Origin of the sequence: Ideonella sp. (assembly GCF_036277275.1) — a bacterium.
In the GTDB taxonomy this organism is placed as follows: Bacteria; Pseudomonadota; Gammaproteobacteria; order Burkholderiales; family Burkholderiaceae_C; genus Ideonella.
Genome location: NZ_DASUNH010000059.1, coordinates 57,451 through 83,156, shown reverse-complemented (window position 1 = coordinate 83,156; position 25,706 = coordinate 57,451). Strand labels below are relative to the sequence as shown.

The following is a 25,706-nucleotide window of genomic DNA, read 5'->3' as shown; positions in this document are numbered from 1 at the left end:
CAACCAAGCGGTGTTGGCCACGTTGTATGCACCGGCTTGCATATCGCCAGCCCTGGTGCCGTCAGCCCAGAATGCAGGTTGATGTCCACCGTCACCGACAGCGCCCAACTGGCCGCCCAGCTTGTCTGGCAAGGCGACGCCGAGCTGTGGCGCATCGTGGGCCTGTCGGTGCGTGTCAGCCTCATGGCCTGTGCACTCGGCGCCGTGCTGGGCCTGGCACTCGGAGCCTGGCTCGCGGTGGCGCGCTTCCCGGGCTGGCGTGGCGTGATCTGGGTGCTCAACACCTTGCTCGCGCTGCCCTCGGTCGTCGTGGGGCTGCTGGTCTACCTGCTGCTGTCGCGGGCCGGTCCCCTGGGCGCCTATGGCTTGCTGTTCACGCCGACCGCGATGGTTTTCGCGCAGGCGGTGCTGGTGTTGCCGCTGATCGCCGCGTTGACACGGCGCCTGGTGCAGGACGCGCTGGCCGAAGGCGGAGACCAGTTGCGCTCGCTGGGCGCCGGCCCCTATGCAGCGGCGCTGCTGATGCTGCTGCACGAACGACGCGCGGTGCTGACGATCGGCCTCACCGCCTTTGGCCGCGCGGTGTCCGAGGTCGGTGCGGTGATGATCGTCGGCGGCAACATCGACGGCGTCACACGGGTGATGACCACCGCGATCGCGCTCGAAACCAGCAAGGGCGACCTCGCGCTGGCGCTGGCGCTGGGGGCGGTGCTGCTCGGCGTGGTGGCGGTGCTGAACCTGGCCGTGGCCGCGCTGCACGGCGCCGCACAGGCTGCCGGCCAGCGGCGCGAAGCCGGGATGGCATGACACGCATGCCACCTGCCGCAATGCCTCAGGCCGTGCAACCGCTGGTCAGCCTGCAGCGCGCTGGTGTGCGCTTCGGCGCCGTGACGGCCCTGCGTGAGATCGACCTGACGCTGCACCGCGGCGACCGCCTGGCGCTGGTCGGTGCGAACGGCTCGGGCAAGACCACGCTGCTGCGCCTGCTGCACGGGCTGGTGCCACGAAGCGAAGGCCAGTGCGAACGGCACGCGCTGCAGCCCGAAGGGCGGCCCGCCACCGGCGCGATGCTGTTCCAGCGGCCGTTCCTGCTGCGCCTGTCCGCACGGCGCAATGTCTCACTGGGGCTGTGGCTGCGTGGTTTGCCGCGTGCCGAGCGGGCCGCGGTCACCGAACGCGCGCTGCAGCGCGTCGGCCTCGCGGCACTGGCGGCGCGGCCGGCGCGTGAACTGTCCGGCGGGCAGCAGCAGCGTCTGGCTTTGGCGCGCGCGTGGGCGCTGCGACCCGACATCCTGTTCCTCGACGAACCCACCGCGAGCCTGGACCCGAGCGCCAAGCGCGAAGTCGAGCAACTGATCGAGGACTTCGCCGGCGAAGGCATGACCGTCGTGCTGGCCACCCACAACCTGGGCCAGGCCAAGCGGCTGGCCACGCGCGTGGCCTACCTTGAAGGCGGGCGGCTGGTCGCCGAACGGCCGGTGAACGAATTCTTCAACCACAGCGGGACGCTGCCGCTGGAAGCACAGCAGTTCCTCAAGGGAGAGCTGGTGTGGGCCTGAGCACAACCACTGCATGGGTCCGGCTGGGACGCCGGGCCGCGGTCGCCTGGCTGGCCGGTGCGCTGTGGACCAGCGCCGCGGCGCAAGACCCGTTCATCGTGCTGGCCTCGACCACGTCGACCGAGCAATCGGGCCTGTTTGGCCACCTGCTGCCCGCCTTCAAGCAGGCCAGCGGCATCGACGTGCGCGTGGTCGCCCTCGGCACCGGCCAGGCGCTGGACACGGCGCGCCGGGGCGACGCCGATGCGGTGCTGGTACATGACACCGCGGCCGAAGAGAAGTTCGTCGCCGAAGGTTTTTCGCTCGGGCGTCGGCCGGTCATGTACAACGATTTCGTGCTGGTCGGCCCCCGTACCGACCCCGCGGGCGCCAAGGGCCGTGACATCGCTGCGGCGCTGGCCCGGCTGGCCGCACGACCGGGCGCCGTGTTCATCTCGCGCGGCGACAAGAGCGGCACCCACGCGGCCGAGCTGCGGCTGTGGAAGCAAGCCGGCGTCGGCATCGCCGCCGCCAAGCCGGCGGGCTACCGCGAATGCGGCTGCGGCATGGGCCCGGCGTTGAACATGGCCGCCAGCAGCCACGCCTACGTGCTGTCCGATCGCGGCACCTGGCTCGCGTTCAAGAACCGCGGCGACCTGGCCATCCTGGTCGAGGGCGACAAGGCCATGTTCAACCAGTACGGTGTGATGGTGGTCAACCCCGCCAGGCACCCGCATGTGAAACAAGCGCTGGCCCAACGCTTTGCCGACTGGCTCACCGGCGCGGCCGGCCAGGCCTCGATCGCGGCCTACCAGGTCGGCGGTGAGCAGGCGTTCTTCCCCAACGCGAATCGACAGTGATCCACCACCAGCGGTCGCAGCGACCGGCGCCTTGCCCCTAACTCAAGGCGCCGATCCCCCTCATCCGGGTGGTGCGGCCGTGTCCGGTATGGGCGCGTGGCTCCGTATTTGTGAGTGAGGCTGCTGATTGCACGTCGGCAGCCCTCGACGCCTCACATTCATTCAGGGAGCCTCTCACATGAACACCTCGTATTCCCCCGCGCTGCCGCGTCGTCTGCTGCTGGCCGGCCTGATCGCCGCCGCGTTGCCGATGGTGGCCCAGGCCGCCACCCCAACACTGGCCGATTCGCTGGCCGACATGGACACCGAGCAGATCGCCAACTTCATCGGCCGGCCGGGCGCACGCGTGCGCGATGCGGCCCAGTTCGAGCGGATGAAGAACTACCTGCGCACGCACTACGCGGGCGTGGTGGCAAAGCACCACTTCGAGCTGTCGCCCGGCGAGGTGTTCGACTGCGTCGATGCATTGACGCAACCCGGCGCGCGCCGCCACGGCCTGACCGCAGCCAACTGGGTCAACAAGCCCAGCATGCTGCCGACCGAACCGATGGCCGAAGCGAGCGACGCCGACCAGGCGCGCAGCGCGCAAGAGCGCCACCGACGCGACCCCGGCATCTTCCTGTCGCCGGCGCGCGCCGAGGTCGATGCCGAAGGCCGGGCCAAGAGCTGCGCCAAGGGCACGATCCCGATGAAGCGCCTGACGCTGCCGCGCCTGGCCGCCTTCGAAACGCTTGAGCACTTCCGCCACAAGCGCGGCCGGCCCGGCACCGGCGGCCTGCCTGGCCAGCAAGGCGGCGACATGCAGACGCAGGCCAGCGTGCACGAGTACGCCCACGCCTATGACTACGTCACCAACTGGGGGGCCGAGTCGACGCTGAACATCTGGAAGTCGTACACCGAACTGGACTCGGAGTTCTCACTGTCGCAGATCTGGGTCACCGGCGGCAGCCCGGTCGAAACCATCGAGGCCGGCTGGCAGGTCTACCCGAATCGGCAGTCCTCGCACGAGCACGACGCGCACCTGTTCATCTACTCGACGCAGGATGGGTACGACGACACCGGCTGCTATGACTTGACCTGCGACGACTTCGTGCAAACCAACAGCGACGTGGCCATCGGCGGCTACTTCACCAACCACAGCCAGGTCAACGGCACGCAGTACGCCACCAAGATCCTGATCCAGAAGGACGGCACGCTCGGCCACTGGTGGATCGCTGTCGGCGGGGTCTATGCGGGCTACTACCCGCGCACGCTGTACGACACCTCAGGCATCCGCAACCAGGCGGCCAAGGTCGACTTCGGCGGGGAGATCATCAACAGCTCGCCGAGCGGCCGCCACACCCGGACCGACATGGGCAGCGGCTACAAGCCGACATCCGGTTCGGGCTACGCGGCCTACCAGCGCACGATCCGCTATGTCAGCACCGGCAACGTGTACACCACGCCGAGCCTGGCCGAATCGCGCACCAAGTCGGCCTGCTACGACATCGACGTCGGCACGAGCACCGGCACGTGGAAGACCTACTTCTACTTTGGCGGCGAAGGCTACGGCACCGGCTGTCCCTGAGCCGCCGGGCCGGCGCGCCGGCCCCTTGTCGCGTTCCCGGCACGCCGGTCACTTTAGGCCCCGCCGCCGGGGACGCGGCGCTTACCTGGCAAGGCCTACACCCACCGGTTGTTCGTCAGGTTCACGAGCGTCTGCCTCGGCGCGGTGCCGTGGATCCGGTTCATCGGCCAGTTCCGCGTCCAGGCGGGCCCAACGCTCCGGCAGGCGTGCCTCGAACGGCTCGCGCAGGCTTTGCAGAACGGGTGAGACACCAGTTTCCGCATGGCCGTGTCCCTTGTCACCGAGCCGGGCGCTCGCACAGCGCCTTCAACAGGGACAGCGCCTTCGGCCACGTTTTCACCATGCCCTCGAACTCGTCCGTCATGTCCTGCTCTACCGTGAGCTTGGTGCCCTGCGGCGTGGGGGTGAAGGTGTAGTTCTCGTAGGCCGGCGCCCAGGCACGGATGGCTTCGCTGCTCGTGTCGTCCACGCCGTCGACGATGTAGCCGAGATGCCGGATCGAGAGGAACTCGGGGGGCCTGTTCTCGGCGATCTCCGAGACCACGCCCTCCCCGCCCGGCGTCAGGAAGCGAATCCGCCGGCCCCGCTGCCATGAGCCTTCGAAATACAAACCGTCTCCGAAGGCCGACGTCCACTGCTTGTAGCTCTCGGGGCCGATCAACGTGTCATAGACCACGGATGCCGGTGCGGCGATGTCCACCGACCACTGAAGTCGCTTGAGTGCAGGCATGGGTTGCTCCACTGGGTTGCCGAGGACGTTCCTCGGGATCACAACGATCCGGCCCGTGCGGATTCGACAATGGCGAGTGAGGGCAAACCCGGCGTCGGCGCAAACGGCTGTCAGGGTGAGCGCCGCCAATCGCGCGATTTCCCTGGTCGAGTACGGGCGGACCGGCCTGTCGGCCGACCGTCCGCACCGTCCTCGCCGCCCTCCAGGGCCCGGCAGCCGGCCGGCCCGCCCGTCAGCTCTTCTTCTTCGCCCCGCTGCCTTCGGCCACCGGCCGCTGCGGCGATGCCGTCTCGTACCGCGGGACGTCGTAGGTGTTGTTGGTGTCCTTGATCTCGTTCCACCCCGGTTCGAACGAGCCCTCCTGGAGTTCACCCAGCTTGCCCACCAGGCAGGCCTTCAACTTCGCGACCTCGCCCGCCTTGTCGCCCTTGAAAGGCCGCGTGAAGAGCACGTTCGGGATGGCCAGGGCGTTGTTGTTGTACACACCCAGGCCTCGGTAGTTGAGCGTGCGGACGTTCATCTGCGGGCTCGGCGTCTGCACGTCGAAGGGCACCAGGCTCAGCCCCGAGTCCTGCTTGAGATTCCTGAGCGTGCCGCTCGGCCAGCCACTCACCGAGAAGGCCGCCGCCACGCTGCCGTTGCGGACCATGTCGAAGGCCTTGCCGTCGGTCTCGACGTCGACCATCTCCATCTTGTATTGCAGCGCCCGGTCCAGCTGGCGACCCAGCAACTGGGCCGAGCCGACCAGGGCGACCCGGCGGCCGCGCAGCTCCGAGAAGCGCTGGATCGTGACGACCTGGTCGTCCTCCTTCGACAGGCCGCCCCACTTCGCCGCCCCCGTGATGCGGAATCCGCGAGACGCCGTCACGACATGGAGGTAGTTGAAGTTCAGGGCGAGCACGCCTTGCAGGCCGTTGATGTTCTCGTCACCCAGCTTCATCGTCGCCCACGTGTCCACCTGCGCCATCCCGATATCGGCCTCCTTGGTCGACAGCGCGTTGAGGTTGTCCAAGCCGCCTTCGGTGTTGACCTCGCACAGCGGCACGGCCGCACCGCAGACCGCCCTCATGTCGGCGAACAGCTTGGAGTAGCCCTTGCCCGGTGCGCCGGTGGCCACCTTCAGGCCCGTACAGGCTGCCGTGGGGGCGTCGGGGTCGCGCGCGGCCAGCGCGCCGCTGGTCGTGCCGTAGAGGATCAGCATGGGGGCCACCAGGCCCGTGATGTGTTGGATGCGTTGTTGGTTCATGTGTTTTGAATCTCCTGATTGATCTGTGTCGGGTTTGTTCAGAAGTTGAACTTCTTGGGTGGCGGGTCGTCCTGCGGTGCGGGCGGGTTGGCGCTGGTGGCCGGTCCGCCGTCGGGCGTCTCGCTGCCTGAAGCCGCGGCCCGCAACATCGCGAGGCCGAAGACGACCAGCAGCACCGCGGTGGCGCCCCATTTCAATGTGGTCCAGAACATCTCTCCCCTCCTTTCTCAGCTCTTGATCACGTTTTGCCGGCGCGGCACCAGTTGCTGCTGCGCCGGGAGCCTGACCGCCGGCAGCTCCCAGGCTTCGCCGTCCAGTTGATCGATCGGCGTGCCGAGGCTCAGGTGGGCCGACTCGAGCTCCAGCTCGGCGAAGACCTGATTGAAGTTGTCGCGGACGCTGTCGAAGGCCTCGTCGGCCAGCATCTCCTCGACCAGCTCCTGCCCGCCCGAGGTGTTCAGGCTCTTCAGCGCGGCCTGGCCTGCCTGGCTGAACTTCCACTCGAACTTCTTGTCCTCGACCTTCTCTGCGAGCAGTTGCAGCGCGATCTCAGCCCGTTGCAGCTTGTCGATCAGGCGCGTGTGCGCCACCTTCATCGCCTCGATCTGCCGTTCCTGCTTCGCGGCGTCGTAGTCGCGCCGTTGCTTCTTGCGGTCTGCGACCATCTGCTCGAGCGACTTGATCTGCGTGCCGGTCGCAATCACGGAGGCCCTGAACTGCTGGACCCTTTGCGCCTTCTGCGCCATGAAGTTCTGCAGTTGTTCGATCGGGTTGAGTCGCGCCTCCTGCTTGCGCAGCGCCAGCAGCTTGTTCTCCCACTTCTGCCCGAGCAGGGGCAGCGCCTGCAGCAAGCCGATGCCGACGATGCAGATGCCTCCCAGCCCCAGCAGCCCGGCGCCGGCCACCGCAGCGCTCCAGATGATGTTGCCCAGCAGTCCGAGCGCGAGGACGGCGGCGACCGCCGCTGCGATCCGCACGCCCATCGCGCGAGTGGCAGGCTCCAGGAGCTGCGCTGCCGGGTGGGTGTTCTTTCCCTCGTGATTCATCACTTTGGTTCTCCTCCGAAGATGTGTTGTTGAAAAGTCGTACGCACCTCGGTCAGCACGTTCGTCGCGTCGGTGCAGGTCGCGACAACGCGGACGGCGGCCCTCTTCACGGGGCCGATATCCGGCTGCTTGGTGGCGGTGCCGGCCAGGCCCTTGCGTGGGGCTGGGCTGGCGGCGGTGGCGCTTCGCTTTGACGATGCCCAGATCACCCGCGCGATGCGCGGGGCAGCGGCGGCGAGACGGGCAGTAGGCGGGTGCGGAACTTCGCGGTCACTGCGGGTGGCCCTCCCGGGCTCTCGCGGTGTCGTGCGCCACGCCATTGCGGCAACCGGATCCAGTTGCTCGGCGAGGCCTTGGCGCTGGGGTGAGAAAGTTGCTTCAAGGGATCGTCCAACGGCACTGCCTTGGCGCGATCCCTGGCCGCTCACCCCTTCGGCCCTCCCTCGCTGATGTTCTCGTTGTTGTTCTTCATCTGAGCCGAACTGTAGCGGCGGTCGCGTGACAGAACGATGACTGAGGTCCGCGCCATCGCCCAGTTCGCCCGCTTCACCGGGCCCGGCAAGCCGGGCCACGATGTCGACGTCGTCGACGCTGCGGTGCGCGCGCGCGTCGGCTGACGCTGTTCACGGCCGCGCGGCGGCGTCACCGAGTTTCTCGACCGTCGGGAAGCCGACCCGCTCCATCGTGCCGATGTGGCGGTTCAGCAGGCTGGTGGCCCGTACGGTATCGCCGGCCTTCAGTGCATCGATGATCAACTGGTGATCGTGGTTCGAGCGCGGCCTCCAGCCGGTCGTCCGGCCGGCCGCGAAGACGACGCGCGAGTTCGCGAGCTGCAGGCTGTCGAGCATCGACAGCAGGCGCGGCATGCCGCATGGCGCCACGAGCGCGAAGTGGAACGCGCGGTTGGCCGCATCCCAGGCCTCGAGCGATTCGGCGCTGTTGCACTGGCGTTGTGCGGCCTCCAGTGCCGCGACGTCGCGCTCGGTCATCTGCGGCGCGGCGCTTCGCAGCGCCAGGCCCTCGAGGGCCGCGCGGATCTCCACGGCCTCGCGAATCGAGGCGAGGTCGAGCGGCGCCACCCGCACACCGCGCCGAGGCAACGTCACGACCAGGCCCTGGGACTGCAGCCGCTGAAAGGCCTCGCGCACCGGCACGTGGCTGGAGTCGAACTCCTGGGCGACCTGGTCCTGCCGCAAGGCGCGGTCGGCCGGGATCTCGCCGCAAATGATCCGGTCTCGCAGGACCCGCGCGATGTGTTCGGCGGTGCTGGCCCGCGGCATCCTCACGGCACTCATTTGTAGATTATCTCGTTCGATCGAACGTCTAACTTCATTGATCAGGAGCATAGACTCGATCGCACCGTCAGCGTCGCCACAGGGCGCGCTGAGTTATCTATAGTTTTGCCGCATCCTTCGGAAGGCGGCACGGCGAACTTCAGGAGATCGACTCGATGCCCACGAACCGCCCGGCGCCGCGCGCTGCCGCCCCCGACCGATGGAGCGCCGCCCGGATCGGCGCGCTGTACGAGCTGCCGTTGATGGATCTGCTGTACCAGGCGCAGCAGGTGCATCGCCGGCATTTCGACGCGAACGACATCCAGGTCGCCGCGCTGCTGTCGATCAAGACCGGTGGCTGCGCCGAGGATTGCGGCTACTGCTCCCAGTCCGCCCACCACGCCACCCCCATCAAGGCGACCAAGCTGATGGCGGTCGCCGAGGTCATCGAAGCGGCGCAGTCTGCAAAGGCCCGCGGCGCCACGCGCTTCTGCATGGGCGCCGCGTGGCGCAGCCCGAAGGACCGCGACATGCCGCGGCTGGCCGAGATGGTGCGCGAGGTGCGCGCACTGGGCATGGAGACGTGCATCACGCTGGGCATGCTGAGCGAGGCACAGGCCCAGGCGCTGCAGCAGGCCGGCCTGGATTTCTACAACCACAACCTCGACACATCGGCGGACTTCTACCCGCGCATCGTCAGCACGCATCGCCACGAGGATCGGCTGGAGACCCTCGCGCGGGTCCGTCGCGCCGGCATCCGCGTCTGCTGTGGCGGCATCCTCGGCATGGGCGAGACGCGCGCACAGCGCGTGGCGCTGATCGAGCAACTCGCCTCGCTCGACCCGGCACCCGAATCGGTGCCGATCAACCTGCTGATTCCCATTCAGGGCACACCGCTCGAAGCGGCCGAACCGCTCGATCCGTTCGAACTCGTTCGCACCATCGGCGTCGCGAGGATCACGATGCCTACGTCCCGCGTACGGCTGTCGGCCGGCCGCGAGAACATGGACGATGCAGTGCAGGCCCTGTGCTTCATGGCCGGCGCGAACTCGGTCTTCTGCGGCAGCCGCCTGCTGACGGCCGGCAATCCGGAGGCCGGACACGACCAGCGGCTGTTCAGCCGCCTCGGGCTGCGGGCCCACGCTGCCGCTGCGGAGGCGTGAATGCGCATCGACTACCTGGTCGACCATCCGAATCAAATGGCGACGGTGGCCGCCTGGCACCACGCGGCCTTCGGCCATCTCGACCCGAGCAAGACCTTGACGGATCGCGTGCACACGTTGACGACCTCGATGCAGCGTGACGCGTTGCCGCTCGGCCTGGTCGCGCACGCGGCCGACGGGACAGCGCTCGGCTGTGCCAGCCTCGTCCTCCGTACGCTCACGCATCCCGAACTCGGGCCCTGGCTGTCGGCCGTGTATGTCGAACCGGGCCATCGAGGCCTCGGGGTGGCCTCGGCGCTGGCCGAGCGGGCGGCGGGCGAGTGCGCGCGGCTCGGCTTCCCGGAGCTGTACCTCTTCACGCCGCATCACGAGTCGCTCTATCGCCGGCTGGGCTGGGTGAGCATCGATCGCACGAGGATCAACGAGATCGCCGCGGTGGTCATGAAACGCTGGATCCGTTGGCGCTGACGCCGGTTCGCGCCCGGCGAACGGCGAGCGCGTCAACCCACCGTCACGCAGGTCCGGCCGTCGTGGTGTTCGATCTCCAGCCGCCCGCCGTGCTGTTCGAGCAACCGGCGCACGATGGACAGGCCGAGACCGAAGCCTTCGCTGACCGGCCCTTTCACGAAGGCCTCACCGGCTTGCGGCGGCATCTGCGCACTCGGGTTGCTGATGCGCAAGGCACCACCTTCGAGCCGCATGCTGACGTGACCGCCCGCCTCGCCATGCGCAAACGCGTTGCCCAGCAAGCTGGCAATCGCCAGCTGCAGCACCGGGGCCGGCAAGGCGAGCGCATCGCCCCGCTGCAGCTGAAGATCGAGCGTCAGCGGCTGGTGGTCCAGCCACTGGGCGTGCGCGACCACCCACTGCTCGACCAACGGCAGCAACGCAACCGGCTCGGCCGGCTGCCCCGGCGCCGCCTCGCCTTCGCGCGCCAGCAGCAGCAGCGTGGTCACCGTCTGCTCCATCAGCAGCGTGGCGGCCTGCATGGTCGCGAGGTGTTGCCTGGCCGCGGGCGGCACGTGCGGGTCGGCCTGCAGCCGCTCGATCGCCATGCGCAGCACCGCCAGCGGCGTGCGCAGCTCGTGGCTCACGTCGCGGGTGAACGCCTGCTCGCGGGCGATGAAGGCGCGCACGCGGTCCAGCAGCGCGTCGAAGCCGCGCGCCACCGCACCCACCTCGTCGTCGCGGGCGCCTTGCGCCAGGCGCTGCGGCAGATGCTCCGGCACCGCGTCGGTCACGCGATCGGCCAGTTGCTCCAGGGGTGCGCTGATGCGGCGCGCCAGCCACCAGGCCAGGCCCAGCGCGAGCGCCACCATCGCCAGGCCCCAGCCGATCAGCCATTGCAGCAGGTCTTGACGCATCGGCCGCACGATGAGCTGCTGGCTGACCTCGGCCACCAGCCAGGGTGGGCGGCCGGCCTGCTGCAGCGGCAGCATGTGGTAGTGGCGGCCCGCCGCGCCGGCGGCTTCGCGCCGCCGCGGCTCGCGCCCCAGCAGCGGTGCCAGATCGGCTGGCAACGACGCGTGTCCGGTGTGCAGCGTGATGAACTCGGAGCCGGTATCGGCCCACCGGCCATGCGCCGCGAAATGAGCCTGCTGCCGTGCAGCTTCGTTCGCCAGCAGGCGCTCGAAGAAGCGGTCTTCGACGGTGTAGACGAAGGCCATCGCGAACAGGCCAAACAACGCGCTCACTGCGAGCGTGAAGGTCGCCAGCGCCAGCATCAGGCGCCGGTGCAGGCGGTATCTCATCCGGCCGCGCCTGCCGAATCGGCCGCGTCGCTCTCGAGGCGGAACCCGACGCCGTGCACGGTGCGCAGCATCGGCATGTCGAACGGTTTGTCCAGGTGCTGCCGCAGTTGGTAGAGATGCGTGCGCAGCGGGTCGGACTCCGGCGGGTCGTCGTCCCACAGGCGGCGAATCAGCTCGCTGCGTGTCAGCGCGCGCGGCCAGGCCTCGGCCAGCAACTGCAGGATGCCGAACGCCGTCGGCGGCAGCGCCAGGCGCTGGCCGCGACGCCAGGCCTCACGCGAGCGGCGGTCGATGCTCAACGAGCCGATCGACAGCAGGTAGTCCTGCCCTGCACCGCCGCGCCGCCCCAGCGCCAGCACCCGGGCCAGCAGCTCCTCGTTGGCGAAGGGCTTGACAAGATAGTCGTCGGTGCCCGCGTCGAAGCCGCTCAACTTGTCGGTCAGCGCGTCGCGTGCGGTGAGCATCAGCACCGGCACGTGGCGTGCCGACCGGGCCCGCAGCCGCCTGCACAGCTGCACCCCGTCCAGGCCCGGCAGGCCGATGTCGAGCAGCAGCACGTCCGGCGGCGCGTCCAGCGCCATCTGCAGCGCCTGCCGCCCATCGGACGCTTCTTCGACCCGGTGGCCGTGACGCTGCAGCAGTGCGGCGATCTGCTCGCGCAGCGGCGCGTGGTCTTCCACCAGCAGCACGTGCAAGCCCGGGCCTGTCATCGCCGATCGCGGCTCAGCTCGGCAGCGCGTCCAGCGCCTTGCGGGCCTCGGCGTGGTCCGGTTTTTCGGCCAGCAACGCCGTCAGCACCTCACGCGCCCGCTTCGGGTTGCCCAGCGCGGCATGCGCGCGGGCGATGCCGAGCTTGAGCTGGGGATGCGGCATGTGCGGCGCTGCGAGTTCCATGATCGAGAGCGCCTGGCGGCGCGTGGCATCGTCGGGGGCCGACTCGAACTGATAGTAGCCGAGCATCCCGATCAGATCGACCTTGTAGCGCGCGGCATAGGCCTGCAACTGCGCGCGTACCTCACCCTGCTCGCCCGCCAGCCAGCGCTGCACCAGGCGCATGCTCGCCTCTTCCTTGAACACCGTCCGCTCCACCGGCGTGCGGCCGAGTGCCCGCACGACGGCCTCGGCCGCCTGGGTGGTCGAGAACGGGTTCTGCCCGGTGATCAGGCGGCCGTCGACCACCCAGTTGGGCATCATCAGGGCCGCCTCTTCCCATCGTGCGCCCTGCTCGCGCGACCGGGTCTCCAGCCAGAACGGGTACTCCTTCGCCCAGCGCTTGCCGAAGACCTTTTCCTCTTCGTCGGTGAAGCCCGTGACGCGGCGACCGGCGATCAACAGCCGGCCGTCGGCAAGCTTCACGTCGACGAGCGCCGCGGGGCCATGGCAGACGGCGGCCAGCACGCCGCCCCGCTCGTAGTGCGCACCGAGCAGGCGCTGCAAGGCACCATCCTTCGGCAGATCGAACATCGCCCCCTTGCCGCCGATCACGAAGATGGCCTGGTGTTCGCCGGGCTTCACGTCTTGCGTGCGGCGCGTCGCCTTCAGCAGCGACGCAGCGGCCGAATCAGCCATCACCGCGCGGATCAGGTCGTCGTCGGGCTCGAACTTGTCGGCCTCGACGGCTCCTCCTGCCGGGCTGGCCACCTCGACCTGCAGCCCGTTGGCGCGCAACACGAGGTAGGCGTTGGCGAACTCTTCCATCTCGAAGCCGGGGCGCGTCTTGCCGGCATCTCGCCCTTCGCTGCTGACGACCAGCAGCACCTTGGGTTCGGGGGGTGCGGCGTGGGCGCTGGCGGCCAGGCACAGCAAGGCCGCGGTGATCCATGTCGTCGAGGGCATCTTGGCAACTCCGGGGGTAGGCTCTAACGAGCGAGGTCGCCAGCGTAGGGGGGTGATGTCAAGAAGACTTCAAGGGCAGGGCTGTTGGCCGGGCACCGGTGGCCCCTAGCGAGCAGGGAGGGATCCGACGCAGCAGCGAGACCGGCAACCAGCCAGCGGCCTCCGCCAAGAACATTCCTTGGAATCTTGGGCGGGCGCTTCAGACTGGCCACGGTCATTCGCTGTCGGCGGCCTGAATGTCAGCCGGGTTGGTCACCTGACGTTCGCCGACCGGCGCCGCGAATGGCAACTGCACCTACGTCACCGGTCACTCGACCGTTGTGGCCAGCGGATGGCGAGCGAGTGTCTCCATCCGACGGCACTGGTCGTCGGCACCCGACCCGTTGCGGACTTGAGCAATGCAGAAGTAGCTGTCGGAAAGCAGTCGCTGACCACTCGAGGTGAGGCTGGTGCGACGGCGACCCCCTTCCATGCGCCCAGACACACAACACTCAAGTGCGAGCCTTGCGTCCGGTAGGTCACCGCTGCATGTGCACGATTGGTCAGGCGGGGTCTAGCTCTCGGTGAGAATTGGGCTGCTGAAAGCCATCAGCATCTCAGGGAGGAGCGCGCAATACCATGGCTGTTGTCCGCCCGTACTTCAAGCTCGGCATTGCCGACCTGGAATCGATTTTTGAAGAGGCCAGTTCAGATGCCGCGATCTGTCAGGCAGTCGTCGACGAATTGCGGCACCGGAACACCGATCGGTCAGCAGCGTTGCTGGCGCGCATTCAGGCCGCGCTGAATCAGGCTGAAGCGAGCGCCGTCTCCTCTAACAGCGAAATCGTCACCGAGCGGACCAAGCCACGGCTGGCGGAACCGCCGGCCGTCACAAACAAGCCCGCTGCCATCCTTTCTGCTTGGACTGCCTTGGAGGCGCTGTCACCGCAGACCTATCGCCGACCTGCAGACCTGGTCAACGGCGACGACAGATGCGTGGTGCCCTTCGAGGGCAATGATTTGCCGTGGTTTCGGAAGGAGCAATCTCGCCGCAACTATCAGCTGTACTATCAAGTGATCCTGGGATGCGTTCGTGTAGACCACGCGACAGATGAGCTCATCAAGGCCTTTGGCGAAGATGAGGAGCGTGGGCGGAAGGAGCGCGAGAAGGCAGCGCTTGCCGCAGTGCTGGTGGACCGCAACGGCATTCTTCTAGAGGAGAACTCAGTCGGGATTTCGAGCTTTGGCTGGGCACTTCCCGTTGCGCTGTCTGGCGACCTTTCGGGCCTCAGCGCGTGGACTTCGGCAGAGCTGGGCCTTGTCGAGGGGCTCACCAAGCAGCTTGTCAGCACGGACAGAGAGGGGAACAGGCTTCCGCTTGATGCCGCGGTTCTCCGAAAGGCTTTCCGATGGCTCGTCGCTGCGTTGAAGCTGCCTGCGGAGCTGTATGAGGAACCGAGCTTCGTACTCCGCGTCTTCCACTACTTCAGGTCAAAGAACCCACCGGAAGTCGCGCTGCTCAATTCCTTCTACTTGGCTGATCTAGCGCGCGCATCGCGGCTTGTGAGTCGCGGACAACAAGGTCGGGTATTGGCCAGGTATCTCGGGGCAGAAAAGGTCGCACAGAGCTCGAACCTTCTGAAGGACACCTCAGCAATCGAGGCGCTGCTCGCACCGGCAAGGACGTCGGCGACTCGATGGCCAGCCCCAGGCGGTCATCCGCTTGTGACGCTGCAGCAGGCGGCGGTCAATGCAGCTAGAGCCGAACTCAGCGGTGATGGCGCGGGCATCGTGGCGGTGAACGGCCCCCCCGGTACAGGCAAGACAACGCTGCTGCGCGATGTCGTTGCAGGCTGTGTGCTCGACCGTGCGACGGCCCTGGCACGCTTCGACGATCCGACAGCAGCCTTCAGGACGACCGGGCAAAAGGTGGCGGCAGGGGATCGTGCTTTCCTCCACCTGTACAGCCTGGACGAGGCTCTGAAAGGCCATGAGGTGCTGGTCGCGTCCAGCAATAACAAGGCGGTCGAGAACGTCAGCAAGGAGTTACCCGCGCTCAAGGCGGTCGGTCGCCAGTTGACCTATTTCAAGACTGTGTCGGACAGATTGCTGGCCAAGCGGGGCGAGGATGGGGAACTGGCTGATGGCGAGCCTACCTGGGGCCTGATCGCTGCGGTGCTGGGAAACGCCATGAACCGGGGAGCTTTTCAGCAGGCGCTCTGGTGGGACGATGACCGGAGTCTTAGGCTGTATCTGAAGGCCGCCAAGGGGGACTCGGCTGTTCGCGAGATCAAGGATGGTGAAGGGAACATCATCGACCGGGTGGTTCCCGCCATCATTGAGGCGGAGGGGCCGCCAACTCCCGAGGGGGCCCGGTTGAACTGGCAGAAGGTACGTGCGCGGTACTCCAAGCTCCAAGACGAAGTGGAGGCCGAACTCCGTGCCCTGGAATCTATTCGCCAGACCTGCCTGAGGCTACCGCCTGCACGGGCGGCTGTCGAAGCGGCAAACGCCATCCTTGTTGACGCGTCGGGGATCTTGGAGGGTCGGAAAGCGGCCATCGTGGAGGTGGCGCGTGTTCGGCATGCTTCAGCGGCTGCCTTGGAGGAGGCCGCGAAGCTAGAGCAGCAGGCACTTGCCGAGCGACCTTGGTGGCTTCATCGACTACTCAACAGCCAGCGGATGAAAAAGTGGCGTGCCATCTACGGGCCGTTTGCTCTTGGACGGTCCGAGGCCGAGCACTGTGCAGAGGCGGCCGTTGTCAGCCATGAGGAAGCCGATCGATTGCTACGGGCGGCGGCATCTGCGGTACGAGGCGCTGAGGCGAAGCTGGCGGAAGCGCAGGCGGCACTTTCGGCGATAGAGCGTGCCGTGGAGACCCATCGGCCCCGTTTGGGCTCCCGGCTGGTCGATGAAGGGTTCTTCAGGCAGGGGCATGAACGGTGGAATCTGGCCACGCCATGGTTGCCCGACGCGTTGCACCGGAAGAGGGAGGACCTGTTCGCGGTGGCATTGGAGGTACACCGGGCCTTCATCGACGTGGCCGCCCAGAAGGTGTCTCACAATCTAGGCGTCCTGATGCAGGCCATGCACGCCGGAGCTTTTCAGGAGGAAGCCAAGAAGGCACTGCTCGGCGACTTGTGGTCCACGCTGTTTCTGGTTTGCCCGGTCGTGTCGACGACATTTGCTTCGGTAGACCGAATGTTGGGTGACCTGCCGCCGTCAAGCTTTGGTTGGGTACTCGTGGATGAGGCCGGGCAAGCCACACCGCAGTCCGCCGTCGGCCTGTTGATGCGGGCGAAGAAGGCCATCGTCGTTGGAGACCCCCTCCAGATTCCGCCAGTCGTGTCGCTTCCCGATCGGCTCATCATCGAAGTCGCGAAGTTCTTTGGTGTCAGCCCTGCCGAGTGGTTGGCCCCCGAAGCGTCAGTTCAGACGCTGGCTGACCGGGCTTCAAAGCTGAAGGCCGAATTCCGTGCGGATGTAGGCGTCCGAGAGGTGGGAATTCCGCTGCTGGTTCACCGCCGATGTCAGGAGCCGATGTTCAGCATTTCGAACTGCATTGCCTATGACGGCCAGATGGTGCACGCAGCAGGCAATTTTCAGCCGGGTCCCGTGGCTAAAGCGCTCGGAGGTTCTCGGTGGATCGACGTCAACGCAGCGGCGGAGAGCAAGTGGTGCCCCGCTGAAGGGGATGCGGTCGTGCAACTGCTTTCCACCCTCGCTGCGGCCGGGGTCAAGCAGCCGGATGTCTATGTCATCACGCCGTTCCGCATCGTCGCCCAGGAGCTTCGGCGTCGGATCCAGGCTGAGCAAGGCCTGCTTGATCGCCTGGGAGTCAACTCGGACGACTGGCTGCGCAATCGGGTCGGGACGATACACACTTTCCAAGGAAAAGAGGCCGAGGCTGTCATCGCGGTGCTTGGCGCGCCTATGGCCGCGCAGCAGGGAGCTAGGCGCTGGGCAGCGTCGACGCCCAATATTTTCAACGTCATGGTCTCAAGGGCCAAGCAGACGCTGTATGTCGTGGGCTCGCGCGCTGCGTGGTCGACAGTGGGCCACGGGAACACCGTGGCCGAACGCATCCAGCGTTCATAGGTGCCCCCTTTGCACCTGCCATGTCTTCTGCTGTTCGTTCACCTGTGAATCGCACTGGATTCGTTAGATCCCAGTGATCCTCATCCCAGGGCCCACAGCCGACTCTCGCCAGCGGCTGCTTGTGGCCGGGACTGTGAATTTGAAGCTCGGCCTGACAGCTGAAGTGTCGTGATCGCGGTGCCGGGTCAGCGGCCGGTTTCATCAACTCCCGCGAACTGGAAGTCCCGGCCAAGTGCGGTCCTACACCGTTGCCCGGCGATCGTCTCTTGAAGACTGGGTGCGGAAGTTGAGCGCTCGAACTTCGAGCATCGGATACCACCACCTGCGGACGCCCGAACGGATCGTTGCTCTGGACTCACCGCCGACACAGCCACGCGCTGGATCGTGAGTTGTTCAGACCTCCCTTGAAGAGGGTTCTTCAGGTCGCTCCCAGGCCTTGCTGCACTGAGAAGGCAAAGGGGGCGGGCCGGCATGCTCAAAAGCACGCCGACACGCCCGCGCTTCAAGAGGTCGGAGCCCGGCCGCCCTGGCGAATTCCGAAGCCATGAACCGCGAAGACGCATCGGCCAAGTCAATGATCAGGCTGCGTCGAGTCTCCGACAAGACGAAGCCCTTCTACGTTGTTGCCGAAGGTCGACCCCTTGCCCGCCATGGACCAACGCATCACGGCGCAATGGGCTTCATGATGAAGGTTCGCATTTCGCCTTCGATCGTGCCCCACCCGATGATCTCGCCGGAATCGTTGATTCCGGTCAGGCGATAGATGTCTTGGAGGCGTTCCTTGTCTGCGGGACCAAGCAGGCTCATCACGTCCACGGCGCTTCCGTTCTCCCAAAGGAAGAAGTCAGAGCCATCGGAAGCGCTCCACGCTCCGACAATCTGGTGTTGGTTGTTGATGCCGGTGGCCCAACTGGTGCCCTGGGTCGGCACCAGGTCGATCATCAGACCGTTCTTCCACAGGAAGGCGCGCGGACGGCCCCTCGAGTTCTTCGACTCGCCCACGACCTCGCCGTGCTCGTTGATGTCGTTGGCGTAGCACGTCGATCCACCGAGCGTGCCGATGTCCGTCATGACCTTGTCCTTGTAGGTGAAGCAAGGCCCCTCATGGATATAGCCCGCCACCGTGCCGGCATTGTTGATGGCTTTGGGGCGGGAGTGGTTTCTGCCCACGCCTGGAATGAACTCGAAGGTGGCGGTCGCAATCGAATACACGGCCCCCGTACGGCGCCCACTTACGTCGTAGTGGGCGCCGACGACCAGGCCAGAGTCGTTGACGTCTTCTGCGGTGAATCCGCCTGCCTTGATCGTGTGGCGGCCGGTCTCGTCCTCGTAGAAATCGCTGCGGCTTTCCGGGCCCGGCGACCAGCCGACGATGACGCCAGCATCGTTGATGGCCACGCCCGAGGCCGGCTCGACGGAAGGGAATCTTCGATACCGACCGTTGACATAGGTAAACGCCGAATCTTCCAGTGTCTTCTGGTTGTCGTAAGAGCCCGTGATTCGTCCACCGGGACTGATGCCCTCGGGCTTGACCCATTTCCCTGCAGGCCCAACGGTCTCGAGGGTGTAGCGGGCGGTGCCGCTTGCGTGGGCGTGGGCGCACGAAAGCGCCAAGCTCAGGAAGGCGGCCCAGTGCGCGGTCTTGGCGATCTGGGAAGTCATGTGCTTCATGAAAGGGGTCTCCAACGATTGTTTGCAAGGGCCGCATGCTATTGACGTCGCACGCGAGTGCGGACCCCTAAGAACCCATGTCTTCGACTGCTGCTGAAATTCGTCTTTGGCACTATCAGGACGGTGATACCAACGCGTTCTCGTAGTGCCCATCGCCCTCAGGAACTGCTGGGGTGACCGGACAGCCAGCGTTTGACCGGCATAGCCTTCAGGAGCCAGTGAGAGAGGTACAGCGGCCGCACGAACCTGTCATTCGACATCCCGACGCTGCTTGTGACTGAAGTACGTGGCAAGCGCCCCGCAGGGTCGTTCGCAGCCACGTTGAACAGATGCGAGGCTATGTCGTCCAGCTGCGGCGGCCTAAGACTGGGTGCATTCGCTCGGACCCTGCATTCGTGGGGCGGCAATGTGCCCATAGCTGAAGCTGACGGGCCGCCAACAGAAGCGTCGAAAATGGACGCGAGATCATGACCGACAGCGCCGCGATCCTGATCTATCTGGCCGACCCCATGTCAACACGAAGCTTGGTGCGGAGATCATCAGGCCGGGGCCAAGTCTCGAGTTTCGATCCCCCCAAGCCGTGGCAAAGCCTAGACTTGGCCCGACGCCGATCACTCCGATCACGGTTCTCGAAGATGGCGCATCGCCGCGACGCCTCAGTTGGATGTGACGAGCCAGATTGCGTCTGAGCCGATCCAACCCCCGCACGCGTCGCTCAAGGTCACTACGACGCGATTGGTGCCCGGCTGGAAGTAGCTCGAGATGTCCTGGGATGGCAGCGGGGCCATGAAGGTGCAGCCGTTGCTGTAGTCGTGCGTGAACACGGCGACGCCGCCATCGGGATGCGTGACCGAGATCGTCACGAAATCGTCGACGATGGTCGGGCCGCTGCCGTCCTCGGAGTTGCTGAGCAGCAGCGGGCCGCCGTAGTAGCCAATCCGGAACCGAGCCGTGTAGAAGACCCCTCCGACGCGAGCAGTCTCGGTGTTGGGGACGCGTGCGGTGACACCGACGGACCTGAGCGGCAGTGCTGCCGAGGCGTCGAAGGTGTTGCACAGCGCGCCAGTGGCGAACGCTGCGACGAGCAGGGTGCGAGCGATGCAAGTCATGTTGGATCCTTTTCTCGTTGATTGGCAGGATGTTGGGCACGACGAACGGGCGAGTCCTCCCCGGCGGCGTACCCCGTGCGTCGGACCGGCCGGAACGGGAGGCCGCAAGCCACCGCACGACACGGTCACCGGTACCTTGCGCCGGACGTTCGGACCGTGAATTGAGCTGTCTCAATGGGAATTCGCCCGGCAGGCCGGGTGGCAAGCCTGCGGCGGGGAGCGCGCCACCTGCTCCTTGCCAGCCTTGCCAACATGAAGTAGTAGAACGAGCCAATCACGCATTGAGACGTAGGAATGTGCTCTACGTTGCGCTTCAATGGAACCGCCGCCACATGCGACTGCCCACTAAGCTTTCGCGTTGACTGTCAGCTTCCCCGGCGTCGGATACTGCAGCCCCCCACGCCAGAGAACTGCCCCGCCTGGCGCTCTACCCGCTACCGTTGTGGCGGGGCCGTTGCCGCTTGCTCTGCCGCAAGTGCAGCAACTTCTATTGGCAGCGAGAGCACTGCAAGCCACGTTGGCTCGAGCACTGGCCGCAGAACGCCATCCTGCATGGGGCACTCACCACCGACCAGTAAGCCGCAATAGGGCGATCCGGCCACGAGCTGCGACGCATGGCAGCATCGTGTCCGGCGAACACGCGCACGTCTTGACTGTCAGGCAGCACAATCTCCTCGGCTGGTGCGACGTGTTGCCGCTGCCGCGGCGGCACTCGCAAGCCGCGTCGTAGGCCCACGATCCACGGGCTGGAACCCGAAGACTCTCTCAAGAAGACGATGACGAAGATCGACTACAAGAAGAAGCTTTCTTCGCTCTATGGCGCGAAGCTTGGCGTTTTCGCGATCGTCGATGTGCCTGTCTTGCAGTTTCTCAAGGTCGATGGTTACGGCGATCCGAACATCGAGCCGAGCTATCAGCAGGCGGTCGAGTGGCTCTTTTCGCTGAGCTATGCCTTGAAGTTCGGCCACAAGGCGCGGGAGGGGAAAGACTATGTGGTGCCGCCGCTGGAGGGGTTGTGGTGGGCCGACAACCCGAGCGACTTCATCGACCGTCGCAAAGACCGATGGCACTGGACCATGATGATCATGGTGCCTGACGTCATCGACAGGCCTTCGTACGAGGTTGCTCTTGCAAAGGTGTGCCAGAAAATGGACCAACCTCCTCGATCACTCCGGTTTGAAGCGCTCGACGAGGGGCGCAGCTTGCAGACGCTTCATGTCGGTAGCTACGACGATGAAGGGCCGGTCCTCGCCAAGCTCCATGCGGAGGTGATGCCCGCGCAGGGGCTCACCTTCGGCGGCCCTCATCATGAAATCTACCTCAGCGATCCTCGCAGAACCGCACCGGCAAGGCTGAAGACGATTCTTCGGCAACCCGTCAAGAGCGCCTGACTGACGCTCCACGTCTTCGCCTGCCTCCAGAGCCTTCGCAACGCTGATCAGCCGAACGCAGCATCGGGGTCTCGCCGCAACGCGCTCAATCCGATGCGACCACCACTTTGACCCCCAGCGCCTCGACCTCGGGCCACGGCCTGTCGCTGACGAGCGTGTGCACATCCGACCAGCGCGCCACGCCGAACGGCGACACGTTGTTCTGCTTCGAGTGATCGGCCAGCACCAGCGTGCGTGACGCGGCGGCGATCATCGCGCGCTTGGTGGCGGCGTCCGCCTCGTCGGTGACCGTCACGCCCATCGCCAGGTCGACCGAGCAGGCACCGGGCACCGCCCAGTCGGCGCGACAGTTCAGCAGCATCTCGCGCGCGGCCGGCCCCCACAGCGCACGCGATTGCGCGTGCCAGGTGCCGCCGGTCAGTACCAGTTGAACGCCAGGGTCCTGGTCGAACAGCGCCGCGACGTCGAGCGAGTTGGTGATCACCGTCACCGGCCGCACCGCCAACGCACGCGCCAGGCCCAGTGACGTCGACCCTGCGTCGATGATCACCGTTTGTCCGGGCTCGAACAGCGCGGCGCCGGCGCGGCCGATCGCGCGCTTGACATCGGCCAACACGCTCGAGCGCTCGGCAAAGTTCAGCCGGGCCGTGTCCAGCGATACCGCACCACCATGTGTCTTGTGCAACGCGCCCTGGGCCTGCAGATCGAGCAGGTCGCGGCGGATCGTGTGCTCGGAAACGCCAAACATTCGAGCAAGACCGAGCACTTCCACGCGTCCTTTGTCCTGCAACTGCTTCAGGATGCGGGCGTGGCGCTCTTCGCTGAACCGGGGAGGCAACTTCGGCTGTCGGGTCATTCGGTGATTGTAGTTGGCGGCGGCGAACTCGCATGCTCTAATATGCTCGAATTTGAATACATTTGCTCGATCACTGATGAGCAGGAGCCGCGTTTGACCGCATCGCCTTCCCCCGCCCGCCGCGCCGAACACTGGGCCACCGCGGTCGTCTTCTTCATCAACGGCTTCGGCTTTGCGAGCTGGGTCTCGCGCATCCCGGCCGTGCGCGACACCTTGCAGCTCAGCGAGGGCCAGCTCGGCATGGCGCTGCTGGCGATGGGCGTCGGTGCCCTGTGTTCGTTCCAGCTCGCCGGCCGCGGCCTGGGCTACATGAGTGCGCGAACACTGACGCTGGCCACCGGCTTTTTCTACTGCTATGCGCTGCCGCACCCGGTGATGGTGGGGTCGTTGCCGGTGCTGGCGCTGACGCTGTTCCTCGTGGGCGCCGCCAGCGGCGCGATGGACGTGGCGATGAACGCGCTGGCGGTCGAGGTCGAGGCGCGGCAGCAAAAGCCCATCATGTCGGGCCTGCACGGGCTGTGGAGCGCCGGCGGCCTGTGCGGCGCAAGCCTGGGCGGGTTGATGGCGCAGCACGGCGTCACCCCGCAGGCCCACATCATCGGCGTGGCCGTTGCACTGGCCGCCGCACTGCTGGTGGCGCGCCAATGGTTGCCCGAGTTGCCGGCCAAGCCGCCCGAGGAGAGCCCGCGCTTCGCACTGCCCGAACGCGAGATGCTGGGGCTCGGCGCCATCGTCTGCTGCGCGTTCCTGATCGAAGGGGCTATGGCCGACTGGAGCGCGATCTACCTGAAAGACACGCTCGGCACCACCGCCGCCAAGGCCGCGCTCGGCTACGCCGCGTTCTCGTTCGCGATGATGGGGCTGCGCCTGGCGGGCGACCACCTCGTCGCCCGCTGGCGTGCTGCCCACCTGCTGCGTGCGGGCAATGCGGCCGCTGCAGTGGTGCTGGCGCTGGCCATCGCCACCCAGCATCCGGTGCTGACGATGGTCGCCTTCGTGCTGGTCGGGCTGGGCGTCGCGGTGGTCGCACCGCTGGTCTTCGGCGCGGCGGCCCGGCGCTCGCGCCACAGCCCCGGCCACGGCATCGCGGCAATGGCCACGCTCGGCTACGGTGGCTTTCTGTTGGGCCCGCCGGTCATCGGCTGGGTGGCTCATATGACGAGTCTGCGCAGCGCGCTGTTGTTGCTCGCGCTGCTGGCGGCTGCCATCGCACTGCTGTCGCGCCATCTCGACGAGCCGGTGCCACAGCCCTCGGCATGACGTGCCGCGACGCTGTTATGCTTGATCCCGTGAACACGCGCCTGCACAGCCCGCTCTCGCTGCGACGAAACGCCCGACGACTGATCGTCGAGCGGACTCGTCCAGCCTGAACGTCGCCCTTTAGCAGACCGGCGTTCACCCCCAAGGCCACGAGACCCCTCGTGGCCTTTGTCGTTTCCGGCCCTCGATGCAGTGCATCGCCCGGGCCGGTTGCGGCGGCTACGCAGGTGTCTGGTGGTTCCCTCAGCCTCTCGCCATGAAGGAACACCCAACCATGCCAAGCACTCTGCGGTGGCCGGCCCGTCCTGCCACCGGACCTCTTCCCGCCACGCGGCCAACCCGGGGCCGAATAGCGGCCCTCGCGGGGGTGGCGCCATGAACACGACGCTCTATGGGTCGTTCGTAGCAGCCAGCCTCGTCATCCTGGCCCTGCCCGGCCCTTCGTTCGCCTATGCGGTTGCAGTGGGCGCGCGGGCGTCGCGCCGCGCGATCTTGCTCAACGCGTTGGGCATGGCTGCAGGCGGCTTGGTGATCGCGGGGGCACTGGCCTTTGGCGCCGGCGAACTGCTGGCCGCGTCCCCGCTCGCCGACGCGGCGCTGCGTGTTCTGGGTTGCATCTACCTGATCGGGCTGGGAATCCGGACCTTCTTTGCGCCCGTGCGCGACCTTCGCGCCGCCGAGCCACCGGTTCGGACGGTCGGCGCAGGTGGCGCCTGGCTGCAAGGCTTTCTGGTCGAGACAGCCAATCCGAAAGCGATCCTCTTCTATGCGTCGCTGATGCCGCAGTTCGTCGACCGGCAACTCGGCGACACCCAGCGCCAGCTTCTGGTTCTCGGCGTCAGCTTTGTCGCGCTGCAGCTGACCTGGGACCTGGCCTTGATGCTGGGCGTGCTGCGTCTGCGCGAAAGCCTGTCGCGGCTGCGCTCGGCCCCTGCCCAGCGTCTGGCCAACCGCCTCAGCGGCGTCACGTTCGCATCGATGGGCATCGCACTGCTGTGCCACGAACAACAGGGGCACGCATGACCATGCCACTCCGCCAAGAACCCCAAAACACCCCCATGTCGCAACCGTCCACACTCGCCGCTAACAACATGCCGCACGCCCCGTACCAAGCCTTCGCCGACTTCCCGGTGCAAGCGCTGATGCCCTTCACGCAGCGCCCGCCGGTGGTCTTCACCGAAGGGCTCGGCAGTTGGCTGCAGGACTCGCAAGGCCGCCGCTACCTCGATCTGGTGCAAGGCTGGGCCGTCAACACGCTGGGTCACGCGCCACCCGAGATCGCCCGTACGCTCGCCGACCAGGCCGGCCGCCTGCTGCATGTCGGCCCCGGCTTGCACAACGCGCCGGCGATCGAGCTGGCCGATCGGCTGACCGCACTGAGCGGGCTCGAACGCTGCTTTCTCGCCAGCAGCGGGGCCGAGGCCAACGAAGGCGCGATCAAGCTGGCGCGCAAGTTCGGCCGCAAGAGGCGCGGCGGTGCGCACGAGATCATCACCTTCCGCAATGCCTTCCATGGCCGCACGCTGGCAACGATGAGCGCCAGCGGCAAGCCCGGTTTCGACACGATGTTCGCGCCGCAGGTGCCGGGCTTCCCGAAAGCGACGCTGAACGACATCGGCTCGGTCAGTGCGTTGATCGGCCCTGGCACGGTGGCAGTGATGCTGGAGCCGATCCAGGGCGAGGCTGGCGTGATCGAGGCAACGTCCGGCTTCCTGCGCGACCTGCGGCGCTTGTGCAGCGAACTGGGTCTGCTGCTGATCGTCGACGAGGTACAGACCGGCATCGGCCGCACGGGCACGCTGTTCGCGCACCAGCGCGCCGGCATCACACCCGACGTGATGACGCTCGGCAAAGGCCTGGGCGGCGGCGTGCCGATTGCGGCGCTGCTGGCCAAGGACGAGGTCAGTTGCTTCGAGCCCGGCGACCAGGGCGGCACCTACACCGGCAACCCGCTGGTCTGCGCGGCCGCGCTGGCGGTGCTGCGGGTGGTCACGGCGCCGGGTTTCCTGCCGGCGATGAACGAGCGTGCAGCGCAGTTCCGCGATGGGTTGGATGCACTGGCACTGCGCGAAGGTGGCCCGCCCTGCAGCGGCCAGGGCCTGTTGCTGGCGCTGGAGTTACCCCAGCCCGGCCGCGCGCAGCAGTTGGCCGACACGCTGCGCGAACGGCCCGGCCAGGGCCTGCTGCTGAACGCGGTGCGGCCCGAACGCCTGCGCCTGATGCCGGCGCTGAACGCCAGCCCGCAGGACCTCGCGCTGGCACTGACATGGCTCGACGAGGCCCTGCGCACCCCGGCCTGACACCTCCGGCCGCAGCGATCGCTGCCGCTGT

General features: G+C 66.8%; 23 protein-coding genes. 12 read left to right on the top strand and 11 right to left on the bottom strand.

What is annotated here, in order from left to right:
* The first annotated feature begins 81 nt into the window (after positions 1 to 81).
* The 4 genes from VFY73_RS11155 to VFY73_RS11140 all read left to right on the top strand — a co-directional run bounded on the left by VFY73_RS11155 (position 82) and on the right by VFY73_RS11140 (position 3,965).
* Positions 82 to 807, top strand: coding sequence for an ABC transporter permease (locus VFY73_RS11155; protein ID WP_329718636.1), 726 nt, complete (start codon positions 82 to 84; stop codon positions 805 to 807).
* Between the two features lie 5 nt (positions 808 to 812).
* Entirely contained in the window at positions 813 to 1,559 is a 747-nt protein-coding gene (locus VFY73_RS11150) for an ATP-binding cassette domain-containing protein (protein ID WP_329718634.1), read from the top strand.
* On the top strand, positions 1,550 to 2,398 hold the full coding sequence (locus tag VFY73_RS11145; RefSeq protein WP_414654445.1) for a substrate-binding domain-containing protein: 849 nt from the start codon (positions 1,550 to 1,552) through the stop codon (positions 2,396 to 2,398). Before VFY73_RS11150 ends, VFY73_RS11145 begins: the two co-directional genes overlap by 10 nt.
* A 178-nt stretch (positions 2,399 to 2,576) precedes the next feature.
* Positions 2,577 to 3,965, top strand: a complete 1,389-nt coding sequence (locus tag VFY73_RS11140) for a neprosin family prolyl endopeptidase (RefSeq protein ID WP_329718632.1) — start codon at positions 2,577 to 2,579, stop codon at positions 3,963 to 3,965.
* Between the two features lie 277 nt (positions 3,966 to 4,242).
* On the opposite strand, the gene VFY73_RS11135 is transcribed toward VFY73_RS11140, so the two are convergent.
* From VFY73_RS11135 to VFY73_RS11115, 5 genes are all read right to left on the bottom strand, one after another.
* Complete coding sequence (locus VFY73_RS11135) at positions 4,243 to 4,695, bottom strand: SRPBCC domain-containing protein (protein WP_329718630.1); 453 nt, start codon at positions 4,693 to 4,695, stop codon at positions 4,243 to 4,245.
* Between the two features lie 232 nt (positions 4,696 to 4,927).
* A complete protein-coding gene (locus VFY73_RS11130; RefSeq protein WP_329718628.1) occupies positions 4,928 to 5,941 on the bottom strand; it encodes a hypothetical protein in 1,014 nt (337 codons plus the stop codon).
* A gap of 38 nt (positions 5,942 to 5,979) precedes the next feature.
* A complete protein-coding gene (locus tag VFY73_RS11125) occupies positions 5,980 to 6,153 on the bottom strand; it encodes a hypothetical protein (RefSeq protein WP_329718626.1) in 174 nt (57 codons plus the stop codon).
* Between the two features lie 15 nt (positions 6,154 to 6,168).
* The gene (locus tag VFY73_RS11120; protein ID WP_329718624.1) at positions 6,169 to 6,987 is read right to left on the bottom strand and encodes a hypothetical protein; all 819 of its coding nucleotides are present in this window, start codon (positions 6,985 to 6,987) and stop codon (positions 6,169 to 6,171) included.
* Between the two features lie 623 nt (positions 6,988 to 7,610).
* Positions 7,611 to 8,282 carry a GntR family transcriptional regulator gene (locus tag VFY73_RS11115; RefSeq protein WP_329718622.1) on the bottom strand — a complete coding sequence of 224 codons (672 nt, stop codon included), beginning with the start codon at positions 8,280 to 8,282 and terminating at the stop codon, positions 7,611 to 7,613.
* A gap of 155 nt (positions 8,283 to 8,437) precedes the next feature.
* Here VFY73_RS11115 and bioB point away from each other — a divergent pair, with 155 nt between their 5' ends.
* Both bioB and VFY73_RS11105 read left to right on the top strand, forming a co-directional pair.
* On the top strand, positions 8,438 to 9,424 hold the full coding sequence (bioB, locus tag VFY73_RS11110; RefSeq protein WP_329718620.1) for a biotin synthase BioB: 987 nt from the start codon (positions 8,438 to 8,440) through the stop codon (positions 9,422 to 9,424).
* Entirely contained in the window at positions 9,425 to 9,892 is a 468-nt protein-coding gene (locus VFY73_RS11105) for a GNAT family N-acetyltransferase (protein WP_329718618.1), read from the top strand.
* Positions 9,893 to 9,924: 32 nt separating this feature from the next.
* Here VFY73_RS11105 and VFY73_RS11100 read toward each other — a convergent pair whose 3' ends face one another.
* The 3 genes from VFY73_RS11100 to VFY73_RS11090 are packed head-to-tail and all read right to left on the bottom strand — an operon-like array spanning position 9,925 to position 13,011.
* The gene (locus VFY73_RS11100; RefSeq protein WP_329718615.1) at positions 9,925 to 11,175 is read right to left on the bottom strand and encodes a HAMP domain-containing sensor histidine kinase; all 1,251 of its coding nucleotides are present in this window, start codon (positions 11,173 to 11,175) and stop codon (positions 9,925 to 9,927) included.
* The gene (locus VFY73_RS11095; RefSeq protein ID WP_329718613.1) at positions 11,172 to 11,885 is read right to left on the bottom strand and encodes a response regulator transcription factor; all 714 of its coding nucleotides are present in this window, start codon (positions 11,883 to 11,885) and stop codon (positions 11,172 to 11,174) included. The genes VFY73_RS11100 and VFY73_RS11095 overlap by 4 nt, the downstream gene beginning before the upstream one ends.
* Positions 11,886 to 11,898: 13 nt before the next feature.
* Positions 11,899 to 13,011 carry a DJ-1/PfpI family protein gene (locus VFY73_RS11090; protein WP_329718611.1) on the bottom strand — a complete coding sequence of 371 codons (1,113 nt, stop codon included), beginning with the start codon at positions 13,009 to 13,011 and terminating at the stop codon, positions 11,899 to 11,901.
* 618 nt (positions 13,012 to 13,629) lie between these two features.
* Between VFY73_RS11090 and VFY73_RS11085 the strand changes: the two genes are divergently transcribed.
* The gene (locus VFY73_RS11085; protein WP_329718609.1) at positions 13,630 to 17,088 is read left to right on the top strand and encodes a DEAD/DEAH box helicase; all 3,459 of its coding nucleotides are present in this window, start codon (positions 13,630 to 13,632) and stop codon (positions 17,086 to 17,088) included.
* Between the two features lie 663 nt (positions 17,089 to 17,751).
* Here the strand turns inward: VFY73_RS11085 and VFY73_RS11080 are convergent.
* Both VFY73_RS11080 and VFY73_RS11075 read right to left on the bottom strand, forming a co-directional pair.
* Complete coding sequence (locus tag VFY73_RS11080; RefSeq protein WP_329718607.1) at positions 17,752 to 18,759, bottom strand: hypothetical protein; 1,008 nt, start codon at positions 18,757 to 18,759, stop codon at positions 17,752 to 17,754.
* Positions 18,760 to 19,415: 656 nt separating this feature from the next.
* A complete protein-coding gene (locus tag VFY73_RS11075) occupies positions 19,416 to 19,868 on the bottom strand; it encodes a hypothetical protein (protein WP_329718605.1) in 453 nt (150 codons plus the stop codon).
* A 362-nt stretch (positions 19,869 to 20,230) separates the two neighbouring features.
* On the opposite strand from VFY73_RS11075, the gene VFY73_RS30435 reads away from it, so the two are divergent.
* Both VFY73_RS30435 and VFY73_RS11070 read left to right on the top strand, forming a co-directional pair.
* Positions 20,231 to 20,446 carry a hypothetical protein gene (locus tag VFY73_RS30435; RefSeq protein WP_414654446.1) on the top strand — a complete coding sequence of 72 codons (216 nt, stop codon included), beginning with the start codon at positions 20,231 to 20,233 and terminating at the stop codon, positions 20,444 to 20,446.
* Between the two features lie 198 nt (positions 20,447 to 20,644).
* A complete protein-coding gene (locus tag VFY73_RS11070) occupies positions 20,645 to 21,259 on the top strand; it encodes a GyrI-like domain-containing protein (RefSeq protein WP_329718603.1) in 615 nt (204 codons plus the stop codon).
* 85 nt (positions 21,260 to 21,344) lie between these two features.
* Here the strand turns inward: VFY73_RS11070 and VFY73_RS11065 are convergent, their stop codons facing one another.
* Positions 21,345 to 22,115 carry a DeoR/GlpR family DNA-binding transcription regulator gene (locus VFY73_RS11065; protein WP_329718601.1) on the bottom strand — a complete coding sequence of 257 codons (771 nt, stop codon included), beginning with the start codon at positions 22,113 to 22,115 and terminating at the stop codon, positions 21,345 to 21,347.
* A 93-nt stretch (positions 22,116 to 22,208) separates the two neighbouring features.
* Here VFY73_RS11065 and VFY73_RS11060 point away from each other — a divergent pair, with 93 nt between their 5' ends.
* From VFY73_RS11060 to VFY73_RS11050, 3 genes are all read left to right on the top strand, one after another.
* Entirely contained in the window at positions 22,209 to 23,375 is a 1,167-nt protein-coding gene (locus VFY73_RS11060; protein WP_329718599.1) for an MFS transporter, read from the top strand.
* A 375-nt stretch (positions 23,376 to 23,750) separates the two neighbouring features.
* Positions 23,751 to 24,398 (top strand): LysE family translocator, encoded by a 648-nt coding sequence (locus VFY73_RS11055; RefSeq protein WP_329718597.1) that lies wholly within the window; start codon positions 23,751 to 23,753, stop codon positions 24,396 to 24,398.
* Positions 24,399 to 24,433: 35 nt separating this feature from the next.
* Complete coding sequence (locus VFY73_RS11050) at positions 24,434 to 25,675, top strand: aminotransferase class III-fold pyridoxal phosphate-dependent enzyme (protein WP_414654444.1); 1,242 nt, start codon at positions 24,434 to 24,436, stop codon at positions 25,673 to 25,675.
* Positions 25,676 to 25,706: the final 31 nt, after the last annotated feature.

What these genes read in the sequence shown, in the direction of transcription:
- VFY73_RS11150 (WP_329718634.1), top strand. Translation starts at nt 813, where the DNA reads ATGCCACCTGCCGCAATGCCTCAGGCCGTGCAACCGCTGGTCAGCCTG.
- VFY73_RS11155 (WP_329718636.1), top strand. Translation starts at nt 82, where the DNA reads ATGTCCACCGTCACCGACAGCGCCCAACTGGCCGCCCAGCTTGTCTGG.
- VFY73_RS11070 (WP_329718603.1), top strand. Translation starts at nt 20,645, where the DNA reads ATGACGAAGATCGACTACAAGAAGAAGCTTTCTTCGCTCTATGGCGCG.
- VFY73_RS11125 (WP_329718626.1), bottom strand. Translation starts at nt 6,153, where the DNA reads ATGTTCTGGACCACATTGAAATGGGGCGCCACCGCGGTGCTGCTGGTC.
- VFY73_RS11055 (WP_329718597.1), top strand. Translation starts at nt 23,751, where the DNA reads ATGAACACGACGCTCTATGGGTCGTTCGTAGCAGCCAGCCTCGTCATC.
- VFY73_RS11140 (WP_329718632.1), top strand. Translation starts at nt 2,577, where the DNA reads ATGAACACCTCGTATTCCCCCGCGCTGCCGCGTCGTCTGCTGCTGGCC.
- bioB (WP_329718620.1), top strand. Translation starts at nt 8,438, where the DNA reads ATGCCCACGAACCGCCCGGCGCCGCGCGCTGCCGCCCCCGACCGATGG.
- VFY73_RS11105 (WP_329718618.1), top strand. Translation starts at nt 9,425, where the DNA reads ATGCGCATCGACTACCTGGTCGACCATCCGAATCAAATGGCGACGGTG.
- VFY73_RS11100 (WP_329718615.1), bottom strand. Translation starts at nt 11,175, where the DNA reads ATGAGATACCGCCTGCACCGGCGCCTGATGCTGGCGCTGGCGACCTTC.
- VFY73_RS11050 (WP_414654444.1), top strand. Translation starts at nt 24,434, where the DNA reads ATGTCGCAACCGTCCACACTCGCCGCTAACAACATGCCGCACGCCCCG.
- VFY73_RS11120 (WP_329718624.1), bottom strand. Translation starts at nt 6,987, where the DNA reads ATGAATCACGAGGGAAAGAACACCCACCCGGCAGCGCAGCTCCTGGAG.
- VFY73_RS11090 (WP_329718611.1), bottom strand. Translation starts at nt 13,011, where the DNA reads ATGCCCTCGACGACATGGATCACCGCGGCCTTGCTGTGCCTGGCCGCC.
- VFY73_RS11065 (WP_329718601.1), bottom strand. Translation starts at nt 22,115, where the DNA reads ATGACCCGACAGCCGAAGTTGCCTCCCCGGTTCAGCGAAGAGCGCCAC.
- VFY73_RS11095 (WP_329718613.1), bottom strand. Translation starts at nt 11,885, where the DNA reads ATGACAGGCCCGGGCTTGCACGTGCTGCTGGTGGAAGACCACGCGCCG.
- VFY73_RS11075 (WP_329718605.1), bottom strand. Translation starts at nt 19,868, where the DNA reads ATGACTTGCATCGCTCGCACCCTGCTCGTCGCAGCGTTCGCCACTGGC.
- VFY73_RS11080 (WP_329718607.1), bottom strand. Translation starts at nt 18,759, where the DNA reads ATGAAGCACATGACTTCCCAGATCGCCAAGACCGCGCACTGGGCCGCC.
- VFY73_RS11135 (WP_329718630.1), bottom strand. Translation starts at nt 4,695, where the DNA reads ATGCCTGCACTCAAGCGACTTCAGTGGTCGGTGGACATCGCCGCACCG.
- VFY73_RS11115 (WP_329718622.1), bottom strand. Translation starts at nt 8,282, where the DNA reads ATGAGTGCCGTGAGGATGCCGCGGGCCAGCACCGCCGAACACATCGCG.
- VFY73_RS11085 (WP_329718609.1), top strand. Translation starts at nt 13,630, where the DNA reads ATGGCTGTTGTCCGCCCGTACTTCAAGCTCGGCATTGCCGACCTGGAA.
- VFY73_RS11130 (WP_329718628.1), bottom strand. Translation starts at nt 5,941, where the DNA reads ATGAACCAACAACGCATCCAACACATCACGGGCCTGGTGGCCCCCATG.